The sequence below is a fragment of the Aneurinibacillus sp. XH2 genome, from assembly GCF_001439585.2.
Lineage (GTDB): Bacteria > Bacillota > Bacilli > Aneurinibacillales > Aneurinibacillaceae > Aneurinibacillus > Aneurinibacillus thermoaerophilus.
This window is the reverse complement of record NZ_CP014140.1, coordinates 3015671-3030511: the sequence shown is the minus strand read 5'-3', so window position 1 is coordinate 3030511 and position 14841 is coordinate 3015671. Positions and strand designations below refer to the sequence as shown.

Below are 14841 nucleotides of genomic sequence, written 5' to 3'. Positions count from 1 at the left end.
CGGTTGACGGCAAAATCATGCTAGCATGGGTGAAGCTACAGTGAACATTCATGATTTTGATGGACTTTATCGAAAACTTCAGGAAATGCAACACGGTGTAATTGAAAAGGTCATCCGAAACATTGTAGAAGCATTAGGCGAAACGCTATTGAATGAACTTATCGAAGAAATCGGGCGACAGGATTTAATTGATACGGGAACGTTGTGGAATTCTTTTACACGTGGCGATGAAGAGAATGTATGGGAATGGGATATTGACCGCAATGCCATTACATTAGAGGTCGGCTCTAATCTCTCATACGCTCGATACTTGAATGATGGATATACAATAGAAAAAACGCATTTTGTTCCTGGTTATTGGAACAGTGGCGGAAGTTTTATATATGCTCCATCTGCTAAAACTGGTTTTATGGCAAGGCCACGCACTTTTATCGGCCGGACATACTTCGATATTACAGTTCAGCATTTTGAAGGCGGCATGAATGAATTGATCGTACAACGATTAGAAAAAGAGCTGGGGAGGGGAGCGGCATGATGGATATTGGTAAAAAAGTATGGGTTGAAATCATTAATCGAATATATCCTGACTTGCCTGTTATCCGAGATAAAGATACCTGGTTAACCGGGCAATTTAAACGACCCAGTGTGTTTATTGAAACCGATCTTGTTTCGGAAAAAGTGCATACGCCGCAATCTGTAAGAGTTATAGAGGATGTAGGGCTAGTCTTTCATTATGATTACGAAAAAGAAAAAGAAGAGGATAAAGGGGAACCGATTCCATTTGATTTATCACCGTTCTTTTTGTATTTGCGTCAGGAACGGTATTGTGTAGGTCCACAAAAACATGGAATTATGCTAGTGGTCGATCCGCCACGAACACGTGAGAAAAGCGATCAGATAGAAATAATATGCCGTTACTCCTATCTTTTGCACATTCCCAAGCATACAACAACGCCTGGGGGCAAAGAAATACAGAAAATCAATCATTTTTGTGTGGAGGGGGTGGACGAATGAGTACACGAAAGAATACACCAACTGAACATTGGAAGCAGTTTGAGAATATGGAGCTTACGAAATCAGAAATGATTGAGCAAGCTCCTATTTTATTCAATGCGGAACGCTTTGAAATGGCTGGCGCACTGCATGATGTAGGACACAAGGAAAGTGTAACGGTTAAGACAGCAAAGAGAAAACTGGATAGCTACTTAAAATTAAAAGAAAATACACCAGTAAAAGAAAGGATGAAAGAAAATGTCAATTCAGAGAATTAGAGGCGGCGTATATATTGACCTGATGGCTGTCGCCAAAGAGCGGATTTTGCCCCGTTCCGGCCGTGTGCTGGTTCCGTACCAGGGCGACTGGGGACGACCCAATTTTCCGGTCGATATGGCGAATACGGCTGAACGAACGGCAGAAACCTGCCTGCTTGTCGATGAAGTAGAACTGGCGGCCGAGAACGGCGCCACGGTTGTTGGTTTCAATATCACGAATGGAACAGAGAAAAAGGCAGCTATTGAGGTGGCGACAAACTATGTCATTGAGGCCAAATATCCGGGTGCGCGCGGGAATGATTTTGGTCGCTTGATTCGCAAAAGTATCGGTGATCCAAGCAAAAAGGAAATGGTTGTGAAGGACACAAAAGGCATCTTTGAAGATGAAGTGTTTGTGTTTGAATCACGAAAAGACTTGGAGAACCGCTTGAAAAAGTCCAAGATGGTGCGTTTTGTAGATAAATCTACAGATGAAGCGCTCGACATTCCAGAAACAACGTTTGAACAGCTCTCCGGCGGTGTATCCGGCATCGGTACGATTACACCAACGGATTGGACACGCATCTTCAATCAAATTAACGGTGTGCAGTTTGATGCGATGTACTTACCAACGTTCGACCCCGCGGTACAAGCAGCAGCAAAACAGTGGATGACAGACCGGAGAAAGCAAGAGCGGCGATTATCACAGCTTGTTGTTGCAGGCGACCCGAATAAAGATGATGACATGGAGGCGCACAATGCGCGCAGTCGGGCTATGAATGCACGTTTCATTATCAACAATACGATTGCCGGACGGCATATCAACGGGAAAGAATACAATTCACTGCAATGGGCGGCATGGCTGGCCGGTCTTGTGGCCGGAACCCCGGCTAATGTATCCATGACCAATATGAAAGTACCGCTCGAAGAAGCTTTGATAGACTGGGGACACAGCGATGTAATGAAAGGTCTATCAGAAGGTACGCTCATGGCGACGCGGGATGGTTATGACTATGTCATCGAATCCGCTGTTAATACGCTTACCACGCTGGGGCCAGGCGAACGGGAGGACTTTGGTAAAATCCGTGTTTCCATGACAATCGATCAAATTATGAATGATATCTATACAGCAGGGAAAAAGTACAAAGCTAAGCTCGACAACGATTCAGATGGTCGGGCTATTTTTATTGGCGCGGTTCTGGAATACCTGAAAATACGCGCTGAACAAAAAGCGATCGATAAACAATTCTCATTTACGGAACATCCGACGAAAAAGAGCGACTTCGATTTTGCTTACTTTAAACTTTTTGCCAAACCGCTTGATGCCGTTGAGGCATTTTTCGTTGACTGGGAGGTAGCATAATGGAACGCGAACTGATTGGACGGAATATGTGGATCCAAGACCATAATGGTGACCCGATTCAAACCATAAAGGAAATGGAAGTATTGCTTAAAACAGAGACTCTTGACATTGTTCGAGCCATGCGGATGGCGAAAACAAAGCAATTGGTTGGGTATGAAATCACATTCAAGATGGTGATGTCGAAGTTAGAGTCACGGCTACGTTATAAGCTGTTAGACGACTTTAAAGCCGGGCGAACGATGTTTTTGCCGCGCGTGACGGGGAAACTGGAAGATAAAATCACCGGAAACATTGAGCGCGTGTTAATGACAGGCATCCATATTCATGGTAATATTGATATTTTTATCGCGAAAACGAATGAAAATAAAGGAATTGACATCACCTTAGAAGGAACGGTAACAGACTTTGAATTCTTGGATAAATTCCCGGATTATATGGCGTGAGTATATACTCGCGCCTTTTCATTTCACTATTAAAAAATCGAAAGGATGAGAAAAAATGAGCGATAAACTACAAAAATACTTGGCAAAAGGAAAAACAGGTTATAAAAGCGAGACCATCACAGTGAAAGCGGATGGCGAGGAATGGTCTGTGCGTCGGCTTACCACAATGGAAATTCGCCGCGCGGTGGAATTGGCCACAAATGAAGATGGTACACCACGCGAAACGTTCAACGAAATTGATGTGATGATCGTGAAAGCGACAGAGCATGAATTTGATTGGAATAACGATGAATTACTAAAAGTGTATGGTTGCGAGATTAAATTCGAACTGCCGCCGCGCATTCTGGACAACCCGGAAGAATACGCGAAATTGAGTCGTGCCGTTCGTGACTTCACCAAAACAAAAGAGGGATTGATAAAAGAAGCAAAAAACTCATCCGAACCGACGGAGAAGCAAGTTGGGTAGCAAGCTTTTGGATTAATCAGCACAAGCTACCGGCTGAGATTTTGCCGTATGAAGTAGATAAGGAGATGCAGCAATACTTTTGTATGGCGGCTTCGATGTTGGCGGAGGAAGAGATGAAACGAATGGCACGAAAATAGGACACGTTTGTTTACGTTGATTCCTATTTTTTCAAATGGTATAATATCAGTACAAACATACGTAGAATAAAAAAGACCGCTGGTGCGGCAACACCAAGCGGCCTGTACAATAGACGTTCCCACAAGGGGATCGGCTCATAAGCTCTAATTAGAAATAGACCTTCCTTTCTGCTTGCGAGGCTCAAGGGAGGTCTATTTATCTTTCTTCATGACAGCAATGGCTGTGAATACTGCGATAAATATTGTGGCAACCAGCACGCCACAACCCAGCATTAAAGATATTGCCTCATATACTGTCATTATTCTCACCCCCTTTCTATTAGGGGATGAGCCGACCACCCTTGAGAGAGCCGATTCTATTGTACAGGAAGATTATAGCATATTTTTATAGAATGGATGCGCGCTCTTTTCCGGGCGCGCTTTTATTTTGCTTAAATTTTGGAAGGAGGTGAAACATTGGCAATAAAACCTGTTACATTCGTATTCCAAGCAAAGGACTTCATTTCGGAAAGATTAAGAAAAATGGGTGCTGAAATACGAAGAACGTCGGAGGACGTGATTGGCCTAAGAAGTACTACTGAAAAAATGTACGACAGTTTGGCAAGTGGCGGACAAAAAGTACAAAAAAGTATGCGCGATATTCGCGATCAAGTTGGCGCCGCAAATAATGAAATGCAAAGTTTTGCTCGAAAGAAAATGGATGATATCTTTGGTCGTGCAAAAAAAAGTGCAGACGATTTTCGCTCTGAAGTGAAACGAGCCGATGACGAGGTTAGAAGCATGAACGATGCGACCGTTCATTTACAGGCAAAGGATGAGGCCAGCCCAACACTTGATGGAATTACCTCAAAACTTGCAACCATCGCAGCAACAGCGGGAAGGATTTTTATTGGAGTATTTGATGGCGCTACTGAGTATTGGAATGAAGCGGCTCGCTTGGCACCATATATGTCAAAAGCAGAACGAGAATCAGCGCTAAAAAAAGCGGATGACCTATACGGGAAAGGCTTTTTTGAATCACGGGTAGAAGCGGTAAAAGTTACAGCCGACATTGCGCCGCTCGTTAGTGACAAAAAACAACTGCCGTCTTTTGTTGAGTCTTTAGCAAAAATGAAGTATATAATGCCAGATTCAAGGTGGGAAGAATTAAGTCGCGCGCTTGGACAGAGTACAAACGTCTTTGAAGAAACTCCGCAACAGGTCACTGACAGCATGATGTATGCCTATTCGAAAGTCGGGGATAGGAAGCAAGATTTAGCAAACACTTTCTGGGAATCTGCACTTTACTTTAAGAATGCGAATTTGACTTCTGCTCAAATGTCGAACTTTCTTGTGCAAAGTGTGCAGAAAGGCGCGTTTAACTATGACAAGCCCGCTGACTGGTTTAAAGAGGCGTTTGGTGTAAAAGCGCTTAATGAAGGTGATATGGCTAAATATTTCGAGCATCGTGGTTCAAGTAAAGATGTAGCAAAAAAACAAGCGAAAGAATTTGTAGCCGATATCAATTCAGGAGATCGTCAAAAGTCTCAGGGAGCTATAATGGCGCTTGTAGCCGATCTTGCAAGCCAGGAACGCTCCGAACGGAAAGCCTCGCTCGTTATGCTTGGTTCAGCGGTTGGTGCAGACTTAGCGAGTTCAATTCTTGAGACATATGGAGTGGCACTTGAAAAGCCTCCGGACGAAATCGCTGGTACAACGGATCGGATGATTAAGGCGCAAAAAGATGCCAACCCAATGATGGAATGGATTGAAGCGCGTCGTCAAATGGATTTAATTATGCAGGAAATCGGTGGTAATGTAGCTCAAACATTTCTTCCGTTAGTCAAAAAAATGAATACGCTTCTTGTCGAAAATAAAAGCGAAATTCAAGGATTTATAGGGGCTATTACTAGTGGCTTAACTAAAATAACGGGATTCTATAAAGAACATACAGGCCTTATTAATGGCATTTTAGGTACAGTACTTGCTGTTGGAATTGCGTTAAAAGCCTGGACCATAAGCAAAAGAACGATTGATACCATTAAAGATATAAAATCAACCATCGGTAGTGTTGCAAGAAAACTCGTTTCTTTGCTTCCTGGTAGAAAAAAAGGCAATGATGTCCTTCCTGAACGCCGCCGCTTCACCCTAAAAGGAAGCGATCCTATCCATTCCGTCTCGTCCGTAACTATCAACGCCGCGCGCGTCTACATTAACGGCCCGGTTGACGGTGGTAGAGGCGTCCGGACGCGTGATGAAATTGGCGGCGGACGAAAGAAAAATAGTGACACTACACCGCGGCGGCGAAAACGAACCATCCCGCGTGAGGTGGCAGGCGAATTCCTTCGTCGTGGCCGTCCGGAACCTAAACCGAAAAAGAGTGTCTTTTCCCGTTTCAAAGACTTTGTAACAGGAAATCGCAACAAAATAGAGGAAACAGGTCTTGAACAGGCCGATAAATTAGCGAGGATGGGTAAGTTCGTTAAAGGAGCTGGCGTCGTTGGTACAGTGGCTGGCACCGCACTAGCCGGATACGACATGTATCAAGCAGCGAAAGAAAAAGGATGGCGAGAAGCTATTTCCACAAAAGGTGGAGCTATGGCCGGCGGGGCATTAGGTGGAATGATTTTTGTCGTAGGCAGTTCTATTCTTGGCCCTGTCGGAACAATGGTCGGCGCAGCCGCTGGGAACTGGATAGGAACTAAACTGGGGGCTTTAGCTGATCAAAAAGGGTGGACAAAAAACATCGTAGATGGCGTTGTAAGTGCGAAAGAAAAAATGAGCGAATTTACATCTGACGCCGTTAAAAAGCTTACCAGTCTAAAAGATAAAGTGTCTTCCTGGTGGCGGGGAGACAAAGGGAAAACGAAAGAAGTACAAAGTGCAGTTGCGAGTTCCTCTTTCTTCTTTCCTTCTTTTACTCCAGAAGGAAAGAAGAAAATACAGAACGCAATCACCTCCCTTAGGAATTCGCTGAAAGAAAAAGGAATTGAGATAGACCTTTCTCCGCTCCAAAAGGCCGGTACAAAGGTGAAAGATGCTTTTACGATGATGAAGAAGAATGTTACAGGGTGGTGGAAAAGCTCTGATTCCAAAAAGGCGCAGGATGATATGAAGGCGGTTGGAACTTCTACCCAAAAAACAACCGCACAAGCGAAGCAACTTGGTGTTACAACGGCTAAAAGTACGCAACAGGTAGTCCAAGGCGCAAAACAAGCAGGCCGGAGCTTTACAGACGTGAAAGCGGCGGCGACAAATGCCGTTGCCCAAATTAAACAAAAACTTGAATCTCTTGGTGATATCGTAAGTAAGGGGCAAAACTGGGGGAGCAACCTCATTTCCATGGTTATATCTGGAATGCGCAGCCAATTTCCTACGTTAACATCTGTTGTATCCAGTGCGGCTGGAATAATAAAAAATTTCCTTGGTTTTTCTTCACCGACAAAGGAAGGGCCCGCAAGCAAATCTGACCGCTGGGCACCGAACTTTATCCATATGTTCGTCAGCGGTATTGATGAGCATATTGTTGGACGGAAAATGAATCGTGTAGCTGCCATGATGAATCAGCCGCTCCGTGGCCGTGCTTCCCTTGATGTGGTGCCACATAGCCGAATGGCTTCCGGTAGCGGTATTCCGGTTGCCAAAGCGTTTCAGGGACAAGCAAACCGAGCAGCCAATATAAACATTGGAAAAATTGTCATTGATATGGGACAGCTTATGAAGAATGTCAGTGACCCACAAGCAGTTTTGCGTATTTTATCTAGCCGAGAAGCGCATGGAATTATTATCAATACGGTGGAAAAAGCATTGATTAACGCTTTGGAAAACGGGTGATGCAATGTTAGCGTTAGCACAAGGAAATCATCGGTTTCGGTTTCCTCTCACAACGGCTGAATTTCAAGTCCAAATGGGAAATGAGATCGAGACCTTTACCATCATTACAGGAGAAGAGATGACGTCAAAAAAACCGGTTTCAAAAGCAAAACGGGTTTCTTTTCAGGTGATTGTACCACGAAGATGGGAAGAAATATGGGAAAGCGGAACCGAAACGATTAAATATAAATCACCAGAACAATTCATAGAGTTGATGGATCAGTGGAAGGGACGACCGGTTGTCGTCCTTTTTTATTCCGTATTTTCCAAGACGATGCTCATCGAAAACATTGAGGTGACATACAAAGACGGACAAGGGAACTTGCATGTGACCCTGTCATTTGTCGAGTATAAGCCAGTTAAAATTGTCACCTATTCAAACACAAAACAATTGCTGAAACCGGGGCTGGTGATTACAAAGCCGGCCAAAAGCCGCGCAAATACAACGACGAAAAAGCCGAAGAAAAACGAGAGGAAAAACAAGGACAAGAAAAAAAATAATACGAACAAAGATAAGAAAAAGGATAAGAAAAAAGAGGAAAGCAAAATGGGCAACTTTGATTATGCCGCCCAAAAAAAGCGAATGAGTCAAACAATAGAGCGGGCAAAAGGTGGGAAGTGATGCAAACCGTTCAAAATATCAACACACAGGATTTTGCGGTCGTGTATGGCAAACAGAATGTCCGTCATATTCTCACGGACGCTCTGACCGATTTATCCTGGTCATCGAACCGGGATGAAATCACTCAAACGATGACAGCGCGGTTGCGAAACGCACCTCCCATTCAAGAGGCGGGGATGCTTATGTGTTTTGCCAAGCGTTCCAAGCATCAGCTACTAAACCAGATGAACCAGTTTTTTCACGGCCCCATTATAAGCTGGGAGAAAAACGAGTTTACGGACGAATGGGAGATTACCGCGAAAGAGCTCGGATGGTATTTGACCAAAAATGATGGCACACGCCCGTATCTTAAGGGAGAGGCGGGAGCGGAGCTACAAAGATATATCCAGTCAACAGGCGTTGACTTTCGTTGCCCAAATCTTGGCTTTTCAATAGACGAACGGTATGGAACAAGGCCACATAGCGAAATTGTGTTGGATGTGTTGCAAAAGGCATATGAGCATACCGGATACCGCTTTTATATTGAGTATATCCGTACTGATCAAAGTTACTTTATGGTGGTGACGCGCGAGGGAAGAAACACGCGTGTGCCAGTCTTTGTACGTGAACAGATGGAAGCCAGTAGTATCAGAAAATCAATCGAAGACGTATATACGGTGGTCACCGCGCAAAAATGGAAGGATGACAAAGTGGTTTCGTCTGTGACGAAGAAAAATGACGGTGCCATAAAAAACATTGGGCGAATGGGAAAGATCATTGAAGTAGAAGAAGGAGAAGACCCGGCGGCTATCGCCACCTATAAACTTTATGAGCTTTCCAATCCGCGCCCAACAAAAAAAATCACTGTTCGTCATTCCGATCATACGCTATCCGGTCTCCGGGCTGGATGGCTTGTTTTGATCCAGGAGGAAAAATACAAGTCGAAATGGGTGGTTGTTTCGGCAGATACAACATTCAAAAATGGGGTATATACAGTACAGCTTACACTCGAAGGAAGGGAATGAAAATGAATGAAGCGATAAAACGAATTAAAAATAAAGTGGCGCGACACATTGACGCACGAGATGTAGAATATGCAACACTTTTAAGTTGGCCGAATGCCAAGATAAAAATAGAAGGGGATCCTCATCCATATGAGCAAGACAAACTTGTGTTTGCTGAATATCTGCTTGACCGAAAAGTAGATGTTGTTTTTCAGGTGGTCGAATATATGGAGGGAGAAGAGGCGAAAGGCTCTGTTTCGGGAGTACTTGCCAATGGGATGGAATATGAAAGCGGAATGCCATACCAACAAGTGCCGCGCTCTCTTCTCAAAGGCGTTCTGCTCATTCCCAGTCCCTTAAAAGTCGGTGATAAGTTGATTGTTGAACGTATCGCCGACCAACGCTATTACGTACTGGGGAGAAGGGATGTGGTCTATGATGGCGGATGAGTCTCAAGTGTTTCCGGATATGAATTTTGAAGACTTGAATGATATTGACCAATTCGAGGGAATGCCTTCCGAACAAAAATGGACGTATATGATTGACTTTGAAAAACGTCGGCTTCTACTGGATGAGGATGGACGTCCTAAAAAAACAGAAACATACGAGGAATATTTGATCCAAATATGTACGATGATTTTGAATACAGAACGGTTTCAGTACGTCATTTATGATGGGGAAATCGGCGTGGAGAAGTCAGAATGGCCGGCATGGGAAGACCTTGAAATCAAACGCGATATTGAGGAAGCGCTGGAAGTCCATTCAGAAATCGTGAAAGCCGAGGTTTTAGCGATGGAACGGGCGGAAAATAAAATGCATATAAGTGTCCGTTTAACTGGATTATCAGGGATGGTGGAAACGGAGGTGGAGGTACTTGGAACTGGATGACAAAATGTTGTTGCTTTTAGAAACACCAGAAATGATTTATGAGCGTGTAGCGAACCGCGTTAAAGGCGAAATTCCTATCGAGCAGGGAGAATTATTTTATATCTTTGCTTATCCAATTTGTCAGGAGATTGCCGAGCAGCAAGAGCAATTACAATACATGTTTATTCAAGGCTTTCCTTTATGGGCCGACGGGGAATTTTTAGACCGACATGGGGAAAAGGAATTCATTAAGTTAGAGCGTCTACCGGGAGAAGACGACGAATCATACCGTAAACGAATCCTTACAGCAACCAGAGAAGAAGAAGGAAATGGGCGTCGTCGGGACTATGAACGATGGGCGCGTGATGCCGGTGCTGGTGGTGCCTTCGCCGTCGAACACGCTCGGCATGAGAATAGCATTGATGTGTACATTACAGACTACCAGGGCAATCCGGCAACGCCTGAACTATGCGCCACAGTTCGTGAAAAGATGGAAAGCAAACGGATCGCTGTCCATGATTTGCAGGTTCTTCCAGCTCTTACGAACGCGATTCATGTAGAAGCGCGCCTGCATCTGCTTCCTGATGCAAAGCCAGAAGAAGTTGATCGGTTGATTTTAGAACGTCTCACCCAGTACGTTCAGCAAACGTCGCTGATTCGCTATCATGTTATCAATACGCTTTTGTTTGTTCCTGGGGTTGTCGATTGGGAATCTTGTACCGTAAATGGGGGGACTGACAATATCGAAAGGCCAGAGGGAGCGATTAATGTTGTGACGTGGAGGCGAATCGAATGATTCGGATTCCGCTAAAATACCGACAAAAAATCCCGCCTTTTGTATATGAAGACCCCATTCTTGCCAAGGCGTTTGAAGCCATTGACGAGGAAATCCAGTTATTCAATAAAAAGGCGCAGGAAATTGTTGATCAATATTTTCTGTCCACAGCTACATGGGGATTACCTGTTTGGGAGAAAATGTTCGGGATTACGGACAGTAGCGGGACAGATGAGGAACGACGTGAGAAAATTCGGCGTAAATATTGGGCGAAACGGAATTTTACATTGGAAACACTACGGTTAGTCGGGGAGCAAGCAGGGCATTTAGACGCTGTAAAAGAAGATTTCATGCGTAAAATCGTGATGTTTGAATTTTTCTTGGACAAACCTGTTCATTTGCCTTCGTTATATAAAGATTTTGAAGAATTACGCCCCGTCCATGTGCAGGGAGCAGAAGTGATCCTTCATCATCAACCTGAAGTTGTTTTGATTGAAGAATACGCCCGTTACCATCACATGGATTCCTATATTTGTGATACGTTTTATCCAGAGATTGACGCAGAAGGTCGATTATATCATGAAGCATTAGACGTATCTGAACAGGGAAGAAATCATAGGCTCGACTTTCCTATTATAGATACATTCTATCCAGAGGAGGAAACACGATGATTATCCAGCCTCTTTTCTTGACAAACATCGTACAGGATATGGATAACCGTATTGATCATGCATTGGTCAACGTTGCCGGGGAGCTTGCGAAATATCCTATTTTTCGCTCGGAAATCCAAGAAAAAAAGTTAACGGTTTACATCTATATTCCTGATAATGAGGCGATAGGCAAGCAAATTCTTGGCGCATCGCTCATGAGCAAAGACGGAAACACATTAGCAAATAAACCCTTGAACGCAATCAAAGGCGACAAGGGTTTTTTAATTGCTTTCGAATTTTCTGTGGAAGTGAAGGTGAAGACAAATGGCGTATGAAAAGCAGACATGGATTCCTCACATTGTTGACCCGAATAAGCCGCTTATTGATCCGAAGACAGGGAAGCAGGCTATTGACCCGAATACAGGACGCGTCTTGTGGCAGCCAGTACAGGAGGGCACAAGATTCACTCCCGGAAGAATGAATCATATGGAGGAGGGAATTGAGCAAGCGCATATCTTAATTGAGCAACTGGCTAAAGAATGGGGAGGAAACTTTGTTGCCTCTCCAAACGGAGCGGCTGGCTTCCAATTCTCGCATGATGGCCTGACCGTTTCATGGACCGCAGGTATTGCGTATGTAAACGGCCGCCGCTTTGAAGTTCCGGCGGGTAGCATGGAACTAAACCCGACGCAGGGACAATACATCTATCTGGACACGGACGGAACGATGAAGAAAACGACGTCCCAGGCGACCGCAGAGGCTGGGCTTTTGCTTTGGTATTTTGCCACGGATGCCAGTCAAGTTATTACGTCTACGGATAAACGAAAAATCATTACGCCGGACACATATGCAAAAAAAGAAGAAGTAGTCATGAAAGAGCCTGGAAAAGGGTTGTCTACTAATGACTATTCTGATACAGAAAAAGGGAAAGTAGCATCACACGAAACCCGCCTACAAAAAATCGAAGAAGAAATGGGGGAAGGGACACCGTTTCAAACAACAGTACTTCCTGGTATGAATATCATCACCGTCCCACGTAGTACACCGTTCAATGTGCTGAACATAAAAGGTCGGACGTTGATTAACCTATTGGGACGGGATGGAAATTGCGAAAGTTTAACTAACCTCTCTAGCCATTTGAATGTTAATGTAACTGCTACGTTAGATTCAACGAATAAAAGCATAGGGAGTAAAAGTATAAAGGTTACGTTGAACGCAGGAGCAACATCAGGTAATACCGTAGGTGCTTTTTTTAATTTACCAAGCACTACAGCTAACGACTACTATATTTTTATTGGTGAAATTAAAAACGGTAATGCAACTCAAGCAAGAATAGGACTTCCAAATGTAGGAAATGTATATAGTATGTTTGCAACAGATACCACAAAATTTACAACTGTATATAAAAAATTTATTCCACAAACATCTAGTTCTACGTATGTTGCATTAATGGTAGAAGGGGCGGAAGGACAATATGCATACTTTGACGCTCTCCGCCTTTATAAAATTAGCGAAGCCGAATACAACGCCATAGACAATATGACACCGGAGCAAATCGCCCAACGTTGGCCGTATGTAGACGACATAAAAGGCGTTCGGAATCCATATATCATCCGGTATGGTAAAAACATTCTGCCGCCGTTTACGGAGTGGACGCTTCATGCAAATACAAAAGTGCAGAGTTCTTACGAATTAAAGCACACGAAAACAACGACAGGAACTTATGAGGCAAGTATTTTTCGTTTACCAGCCGTTGCTGGACAAACGTATACAATCGCTGGAGATATTGAACTGTCAGGTATTGTTGGCTCTAGCGGACAAACGGCTACTGTAGAGATTTATGGATTTGACAAAAACGGAAACTATGTTTCTCTTGTTGACAACTGGATTAATGAAAATGGACAATCTAAAGTATCCTACACAGTCCCAAGTAACGTAACACATATCGAAGGTAGATTAACTGTTAATGCTAATGTAACTGGTACTGTAACTTTCAAAAACCCGATGCTCAATATCGGAGACACCCCCTTACCTTTCGAGCCACAAAACAATGACTATATCTTCATTGACGGTACATTCCATGGAATGAACGGCGTATCAGACGAAATTGTTGTGCGGGATGGTAAGGTATCCGGGAAACTGAAACGGTTTGAAGAGATTGCGTTGGATGGAAGTTTATCGTGGGAATTTTTCATGGATTCGGCAGGCTGGAAGGTGGTAAGAACAAAAATTCCAACCGGAAGATGGCCGTACAATATCTATACTCATGTCATGACAAAATACGACGGGAAAGTATTGGTAAACAAAAATGCTGATACCTTTACTGCCGCTGACTTATTTGATTTGTACGTTAATGACTATGTTTATATCTCTATCGCAGACACAGACAGCGGTTGGCCGGAAGCATGGGCGGGAGCTACTCTCGCAAAAGCAACCTATACCACACTTACAAGAGACGCAACTGCCGTAGATATGATAAAAGCATACTTTAATGGATGGAAATGGGACGAAGCGAATAAACGTTGGTTTCCTATAAATAATCCAGCGTCATATTCCTCCGATGTTGATTATGTAACCAATCCATCCAATGCCGGAGCATATCCATACCGTCTACTCTACCAACTCGCTACACCAGTCGAAGTCCCGGTAACATCCGAAGGGGAAATTTCTTTGCACGAAGGGGATAATTTGCTTGAAGTCGGGACAGGGGTTGTACGAAGAGAGCATGCAAATCCCGGTTTATCGTTACCAAGATATTGGATAAACGCAAATGGATTGCAGAGTACATGGTTTAAAAATCGTGCAGAAAAAATCCTTGCCGTATATAAGAATGAAATTATTGATAAAAGCTGGACGATATGGACAAACACTATAACAGGATATGGTCTTTCCGAAGCAGGTGTATTAACAACAGATTATGACCCGACAGCAGCCTACTCTGCATCATACATTGTATTAGATAAGTATTTATATACAGCACCGTTACTTGACTTACAATGTGAATATAAAACAAAATTAGCTGGGGTAGTATCAGAATTAGCGCAAGACCAGGCGGATACAAAAACCGATGTAGACATGATAAAAGCACAGTACGCACGAAAGCAACAGGGGCCATGGGTTCCGGCGGTGTTGTTGAATGGGTGGGTGAATTATAAGGAGTCTTTTGCTACTGCCGGGTATATGAAGGATGAATTTGGATTCGTTCATATTAAAGGCACGATAAAAAGTGGAGTCACAACAGCAGGAACGGTGATTACTACACTTCCTAAAGGTTGCAGACCAAAAGAGAAGCGGGAAATTGTTACAGCGTGTTTCAGTCCTGCTTCCGTTGCGCTTCTATCTATCTATCCTACAGGAGATATTGTAGCGGATATTGTCCCATACAACACATGGTTGTCTTTAGAACTAAAACCGTTCCTAGCCGAACAATAAA

Annotated in this window: 16 protein-coding genes; 15 read left to right on the top strand and 1 reads right to left on the bottom strand. The window is 43.7% G+C overall.

Going from position 1 to position 14841, the window contains the following annotated elements; translation table 11 throughout:
• Nucleotides 1-25: 25 nt before the first annotated feature.
• The 6 genes from ACH33_RS15035 to ACH33_RS15010 are packed head-to-tail and all read left to right on the top strand — an operon-like array spanning nt 26 to nt 3522.
• Nucleotides 26-535 carry an HK97 gp10 family phage protein gene (locus ACH33_RS15035; protein ID WP_236781901.1) on the top strand — a complete coding sequence of 170 codons (510 nt, stop codon included), beginning with the start codon at nt 26-28 and terminating at the stop codon, nt 533-535.
• Nucleotides 532-1014 (top strand): hypothetical protein, encoded by a 483-nt coding sequence (locus ACH33_RS15030; RefSeq protein ID WP_057899751.1) that lies wholly within the window; start codon nt 532-534, stop codon nt 1012-1014. The genes ACH33_RS15035 and ACH33_RS15030 overlap by 4 nt, the downstream gene beginning before the upstream one ends.
• Nucleotides 1011-1271, top strand: a complete 261-nt coding sequence (locus ACH33_RS15025) for a YqzN/YkzM domain-containing protein (RefSeq protein WP_057899750.1) — start codon at nt 1011-1013, stop codon at nt 1269-1271. Before ACH33_RS15030 ends, ACH33_RS15025 begins: the two co-directional genes overlap by 4 nt.
• Nucleotides 1252-2613, top strand: coding sequence for a phage tail sheath subtilisin-like domain-containing protein (locus ACH33_RS15020; RefSeq protein WP_057899749.1), 1362 nt, complete (start codon nt 1252-1254; stop codon nt 2611-2613). Before ACH33_RS15025 ends, ACH33_RS15020 begins: the two co-directional genes overlap by 20 nt.
• Nucleotides 2613-3056, top strand: a complete 444-nt coding sequence (locus ACH33_RS15015; protein ID WP_057899748.1) for a phage tail tube protein — start codon at nt 2613-2615, stop codon at nt 3054-3056. The genes ACH33_RS15020 and ACH33_RS15015 overlap by 1 nt, the downstream gene beginning before the upstream one ends.
• Nucleotides 3057-3111: 55 nt before the next feature.
• The gene (locus ACH33_RS15010; RefSeq protein ID WP_057899747.1) at nt 3112-3522 is read left to right on the top strand and encodes a hypothetical protein; all 411 of its coding nucleotides are present in this window, start codon (nt 3112-3114) and stop codon (nt 3520-3522) included.
• Between the two features lie 329 nt (nt 3523-3851).
• On the opposite strand, the gene ACH33_RS20185 is transcribed toward ACH33_RS15010, so the two are convergent.
• Complete coding sequence (locus ACH33_RS20185; protein WP_236781900.1) at nt 3852-3959, bottom strand: putative holin-like toxin; 108 nt, start codon at nt 3957-3959, stop codon at nt 3852-3854.
• A 156-nt stretch (nt 3960-4115) separates the two neighbouring features.
• Here ACH33_RS20185 and ACH33_RS15005 point away from each other — a divergent pair, with 156 nt between their 5' ends.
• Genes ACH33_RS15005 through ACH33_RS14965 form a run of 9 tightly spaced genes read left to right on the top strand, consistent with a single transcriptional unit; the run spans nt 4116 to nt 14840 of the window.
• Nucleotides 4116-7472 (top strand): phage tail tape measure protein, encoded by a 3357-nt coding sequence (locus tag ACH33_RS15005; protein ID WP_057899746.1) that lies wholly within the window; start codon nt 4116-4118, stop codon nt 7470-7472.
• A gap of 4 nt (nt 7473-7476) precedes the next feature.
• Nucleotides 7477-8133, top strand: coding sequence for a hypothetical protein (locus tag ACH33_RS15000; protein WP_057899745.1), 657 nt, complete (start codon nt 7477-7479; stop codon nt 8131-8133).
• On the top strand, nt 8133-9137 hold the full coding sequence (locus tag ACH33_RS14995) for an XkdQ/YqbQ family protein (protein WP_057899744.1): 1005 nt from the start codon (nt 8133-8135) through the stop codon (nt 9135-9137). Before ACH33_RS15000 ends, ACH33_RS14995 begins: the two co-directional genes overlap by 1 nt.
• Nucleotides 9138-9139: 2 nt before the next feature.
• On the top strand, nt 9140-9565 hold the full coding sequence (locus ACH33_RS14990; protein WP_057899743.1) for a DUF2577 family protein: 426 nt from the start codon (nt 9140-9142) through the stop codon (nt 9563-9565).
• Nucleotides 9552-10004: a DUF2634 domain-containing protein gene (locus tag ACH33_RS14985; RefSeq protein WP_236781899.1), complete on the top strand. Its 453-nt coding sequence runs from the start codon at nt 9552-9554 to the stop codon at nt 10002-10004. The genes ACH33_RS14990 and ACH33_RS14985 overlap by 14 nt, the downstream gene beginning before the upstream one ends.
• Complete coding sequence (locus ACH33_RS14980; protein WP_057899742.1) at nt 9991-10779, top strand: baseplate J/gp47 family protein; 789 nt, start codon at nt 9991-9993, stop codon at nt 10777-10779. The genes ACH33_RS14985 and ACH33_RS14980 overlap by 14 nt, the downstream gene beginning before the upstream one ends.
• Nucleotides 10776-11429 (top strand): putative phage tail protein, encoded by a 654-nt coding sequence (locus ACH33_RS14975; RefSeq protein WP_057899741.1) that lies wholly within the window; start codon nt 10776-10778, stop codon nt 11427-11429. Before ACH33_RS14980 ends, ACH33_RS14975 begins: the two co-directional genes overlap by 4 nt.
• Nucleotides 11426-11743 (top strand): hypothetical protein, encoded by a 318-nt coding sequence (locus tag ACH33_RS14970; protein WP_057899740.1) that lies wholly within the window; start codon nt 11426-11428, stop codon nt 11741-11743. Before ACH33_RS14975 ends, ACH33_RS14970 begins: the two co-directional genes overlap by 4 nt.
• A complete protein-coding gene (locus tag ACH33_RS14965) occupies nt 11733-14840 on the top strand; it encodes a hypothetical protein (RefSeq protein ID WP_057899739.1) in 3108 nt (1035 codons plus the stop codon). The genes ACH33_RS14970 and ACH33_RS14965 overlap by 11 nt, the downstream gene beginning before the upstream one ends.
• The last annotated feature ends 1 nt before the right edge of the window (nt 14841 follow it).